This window comes from Candidatus Erwinia dacicola (genome assembly GCF_001756855.1).
In the GTDB taxonomy this organism is placed as follows: Bacteria; Pseudomonadota; Gammaproteobacteria; order Enterobacterales; family Enterobacteriaceae; genus Erwinia; species Erwinia dacicola.
Genome location: NZ_MAYS01000598.1, coordinates 1 through 4,488 on the forward strand (window position 1 = coordinate 1; position 4,488 = coordinate 4,488).

A 4,488-nucleotide genomic window follows, 5' to 3' on the forward strand; every position below is an offset into this window, starting at 1 on the left:
GCGCACAAATACAAACGCGGCGGAAACGAACACGTTGAGATACCGAACCATCTCGACCGCCAGTTCGCGGTTACCGGGCCGGACCAGGTCTGGTGCGGCGATGTGACTTATATCTGGACGGGTAAATGCTGGGCTTATCTGGCGGTGGTGCTGGACTTGTTTGCACGTAAACCGGTGGGCTGGGCCATGTCGACGTCACCGGACTCGGCACTGACGGTCAAAGCGTTGCAGATGGCCTGGGAGCTTCGGGGTAAGCCAACAGACGTGGCGTTCCACAGCGACCAGGGCAGCCCCTATACCAGCCGTAGATATCGGCAGGCGCTGTGGCGCTGTAGGATAAAGCAGAGTATGAGTCGACGGGGAAACTGCTGGGATAACGCCCCTATGGAGCGGTTCTTCCGGAGCCTGAAGACCGAATGGGTGCCGACGAAGGGCTATAACAGCTTCAGCGAAGCCCAGGGCGCGATAATCCGCTATATAACGGGATATTACAGCGCTATCAGGCCCCACTGGTATAACGGCAGTCTGACGCCCAACGAATCTGAGCGGCTGTACTACTTACAGTCTAATGCTGTGGCCAGTATTAGTTGACCACTACACATTAAAACCCGCCCTGGCAGGCTAAAAACTAGGGGAAAACCCACAGGAAGTAACATGAACAACTCTATGACAGGGACATCGCGGCAGGGCGGTGTCAGAACTATCTTCAACGTTACCAGCGGTAACTTCCTCGAAATGTACGACTTTATGGTGTTTGGCTACTACGCTACCGCCATTGCAAAAACCTTTTTCCCCGGAGATGACCCGTTTGCCTCACTGATGCTAACGCTGATGACCTTTGGTGCCGGTTTCCTGATGCGGCCGCTAGGGGCGATTATCCTCGGCTCTTACATTGACCGCCACGGCCGCCGTAAAGGGCTGCTGCTGACGTTGGGACTGATGGCAATCGGTACGCTGACCATTGCGGTGGTGCCCGGCTATGCCACGCTCGGCATGGCGGCTTCGGTGCTGATCCTGCTGGGCCGACTGCTGCAGGGCTTCTCAGCCGGGGTGGAGCTCGGTGGGGTTTCCGTCTATCTCTCTGAGATCGCGCCTAAAGGTAAGAAAGGCTTCTACGTCAGCTGGCAGTCCGGTAGCCAGCAGATTGCGGTGATCTTTGCCGCGCTGCTCGGCCTGCTGCTCAACCATCTATTGTCAAAAGAAGCCGTTACCCACTGGGGCTGGCGTATTCCGTTTGTGATTGGCTGCCTGATCGTGCCGTTCCTGTTCTGGATCCGTCGCATGCTGGAGGAAACCGAAGCATTCAGCCAGCGTAAACACCACCCGAGCATGGGGCAGATTATTCGTTCGGTTGGCCGTAACTGGGCGCTGGTGCTGGCGAGCATGCTGATGGTGGTTACCACCACGGTGATGTTCTATATGATCACCGCGTTTACGCCGACCTTTGGCAAAACGGTGCTGATGATGAGCGACAAAGAAAGCTTCTTTGTCACCCTGTGCATTGGTATTTCCAACTTGTTCTGGCTGCCGGTGATGGGGTCGCTCTCTGACCGCTATGGCCGCCGTCCGCTGCTGCTGATCTCTACCATCCTGATGATTATTACCGCATGGCCGGTGCTGTACTGGCTGGTCGGTTCACCGAACTTTGCCCATTTGCTGGAAGCCGATCTGTGGCTCTCATTCCTGTACGGTAGCTATAACGGCTCAATGGTGGTGTATCTGGCGGAGGTGATGCCTGCGGAGGTGCGTGCTACCGGTTTCTCGCTGGCCTATAGCCTAGCAACAGCGCTATTCGGCGGCTTTACTCCTGCGGTGTGCAGCTATCTAATCCATGTGACGGGGGATAAAGCGATGCCGGGCGTTTGGCTGACGTTTGCCGCGGTGTGCGGATTAATAGGCACGTTGATTATCAAGCGACTGAAGTAACCCTTGCCGGGATAATTTGGGATGGTACTACATAATTCAGGTAACGGTAAGACACCACGATTTTCTTCCAAGCCGATAAGTCCGTCGATTACGAAACGCTGATGGGCGTGATGGATAAACTGCGTCAGGCGGGATATCTGAAGATTGGTTTGATGGGGGAAACCGCCGGGAAATAATTCGTCTGTACACGATCATTTTTTTGATCGGCCCACGTCTTTCTTACCTTCGGTCTGTTTGGTCAGCGCATCGACCATAAAGATAATCAGCAGCACTAGCATGACGTCGATAAACGGCGTCACGTTGATTTCATGCATTTCACCGTTGCTATCAAGATCTTCGTTTAATTGCATTGCCATAGTGCTTAACCTACCACGCAGTTTCTGTGTGGGCTGAACGCGCGAACCGCTGGCAGCGAGGTCAAGTCGCGGCTCTGCAGCAGAGCCTGGGCGGCCAAGTCACCGAGAGAAGCTTTGTAGCTGCCAATAATGCGGGCAAAGACGTTTATAGATAACCACTGCAGGGATAGCAGCAATCAGACTGACCGCCGTCGCCAGCAGCGCTTCGGCAATATCCGGCGCAACCACGGCGAGGTTAGTGGTCTGCGTATGAGCGAAGCCAATAAAGCTGTTCATAATACCCCACACGGTACCGAACAGACCGACGAACGGCGCGATAGCCCCGATGGTGTCAAGGAAGCCGTTACCGTGACCGGCATGACGGCTGATGGCCGCGACGCGGCGCTCAAGGCAGAAACCGGTACGCTCTTTAATACCGTTGTTGTCATCAGAACCTGCAGAGACCTCCAACTCGTTTTCCGCTTCTTTTACCAGTAGCGTGCTGAGGCTAAAGCCTTTGAAACCGGCACAAGTCTGGCTGGCCTCTTCCAGCGAACGCACGTTGGCCAACGCCATCTGCTCGCGCTTAAGGCGCTTGCGTGCCACGCTGAGTTCGATACTTTTGCCGAAGAAAATGGCCCAAGTGATAACCGATGCCAACAGGAGGCCTGTCATCACCGCTTTAACCACGATGTCTGCATGCTGGTACATGCCCCAGACGGAGAGGTCTATCTGCATCAAATTATTTGTCACGCAGTGTCTCCAACGTCTAATAGCCGATAACGGAAAATTCAGTGCGCATCATACCAAAACAGTCGGGGATTAATACTAGTTCTCATTACTATTTACAACTTAACGGACATTTTTGCATATTTTTTCATCTCCCGCGCTGCGCTGTCGCAGCGATAATGAATTTTCATCACTTATCCGCAGGCTGCATACCGCACGGCAGGCTGGCGTGTTAACGTTGAAACAGGGCAAAAGATCATACAGGTATTTCATGAGCAGCAAAAAAATTGAAACGGCGCTGATCGCTGCCGGACGCACTAAACGCTACACGCAAGGCTCGGTTAACCCGGTTATCCAGCGCGCGTCTTCACTGGTGTTTGATAGCGTGGCCGATAAAAAACGCGCCACCACCTGGCGTGCCGACGGCGAACTATTTTATGGGCGCCGTGGCACCCTCACCCACTTCTCACTGCAGGAGGCACTGACCGAGCTGGAAGGCGGCGCGGGCTGTGCGCTCTATCCCTGTGGCGCAGCGGCGGTGGCCAACGCTATCCTCGCCTTTGTCTCAGCGGGCAATAACGTGCTGATGAGCGGCAGCGTGTACGAGCCGACCCAGGATTTTTGCACAAAAATCCTCAGTAAAATGAATGTCTCTACCACCTGGTTCGATCACAGCGCGGGCAGCGAAATCGCAGAGCTGGTGCAGCCCAATACGCGGGTGGTGTTCCTCGAATCCCCGGCGTCGATTACCATGGAAGTGCAGGACGTTCCGGCCATTGTCGCCGCGATCCGCAGTAAAGCGCCGGATGCGATCATCATGATCGATAACACTTGGGGTGCCGGGATCCTGTTCCGCGCGCTGGACTTCGGCGTGGACATCTCGATCCAGGCCGGAACTAAATATCTGATCGGCCATTCGGACGCAATGATCGGCACCGCCGTCGCCAACGAACGCTGCTGGGCGCAGCTGCGCGAGAATTCCTACCTGATGGGCCAGATGATCGATGCCGACACCGCCTATATGACCAGCCGCGGCCTGCGCACGTTGGCGGTGCGTCTGCGTCAGCATGAAGAGAGCAGCATTCGCGTCGCCAACTGGCTGGTCGCACGCCCGGAAGTGGCGGTGGTTAATCACCCGGTGCTGCCTCAGTGCAAGGGCCATCAGTTCTGGCAGCGCGATTTCAGCGGCAGCAGCGGTCTGTTCTCCTTTGTACTGAAGGCTAAGCTGAGCCGCGAGCAGCTGGCGCACTACCTCGACAACTTCAGCCATTTCAGCATGGCCTACTCGTGGGGCGGCTATGAGTCGCTGATTCTGGCGAACCAGCCGGAAGAGCTGGCGGCGATCCGTCCGGCGGGCGGCATTGATTTCAGCGGCACGCTGGTGCGCCTGCATATCGGGCTGGAAAACGTCGACGATCTGATTGACGACCTTGCTGCCGGGTTTGAACGGTTAGGCCAGTAATGCCCTAAAGTTTCAACAAATGGCACTGTTGCAAAG

3 protein-coding genes and 3 pseudogenes are annotated in these 4,488 nt (G+C 55.6%); 4 read left to right on the forward strand and 2 right to left on the reverse strand.

All coding sequences use genetic code 11. The annotated features are described in order from the left end of the window. The 3 genes and pseudogenes from BBW68_RS14730 to BBW68_RS17280 form a co-directional block, all read left to right on the forward strand. A partial coding sequence (locus BBW68_RS14730; protein WP_070135921.1) for an IS3 family transposase occupies positions 1-591 on the forward strand: 591 nt, incomplete at its 5' end. Positions 592-654: 63 nt separating this feature from the next. Then, positions 655-1,926: an MFS transporter gene (tcuC, locus tag BBW68_RS14735; protein ID WP_070135922.1), complete on the forward strand. Its 1,272-nt coding sequence runs from the start codon at positions 655-657 to the stop codon at positions 1,924-1,926. Between the two features lie 50 nt (positions 1,927-1,976). Beyond that, positions 1,977-2,102 (forward strand): annotated as a pseudogene (locus BBW68_RS17280) (biopolymer transporter ExbD); the annotation flags it as partial. Positions 2,103-2,126: 24 nt separating this feature from the next. Here the strand turns inward: BBW68_RS17280 and BBW68_RS17285 are convergent. Beyond that, a pseudogene (locus tag BBW68_RS17285) lies at positions 2,127-2,282 on the reverse strand (biopolymer transporter ExbD); the annotation flags it as partial. A gap of 15 nt (positions 2,283-2,297) precedes the next feature. Next, positions 2,298-3,014, reverse strand: a pseudogene (gene exbB, locus BBW68_RS14740) (tol-pal system-associated acyl-CoA thioesterase); the annotation flags it as partial. Positions 3,015-3,261: 247 nt separating this feature from the next. On the opposite strand from exbB, the gene metC reads away from it, so the two are divergent. Continuing rightward, positions 3,262-4,452, forward strand: a complete 1,191-nt coding sequence (gene metC / locus BBW68_RS14745) for a cystathionine beta-lyase (RefSeq protein ID WP_070135923.1) — start codon at positions 3,262-3,264, stop codon at positions 4,450-4,452. Positions 4,453-4,488: the final 36 nt, after the last annotated feature.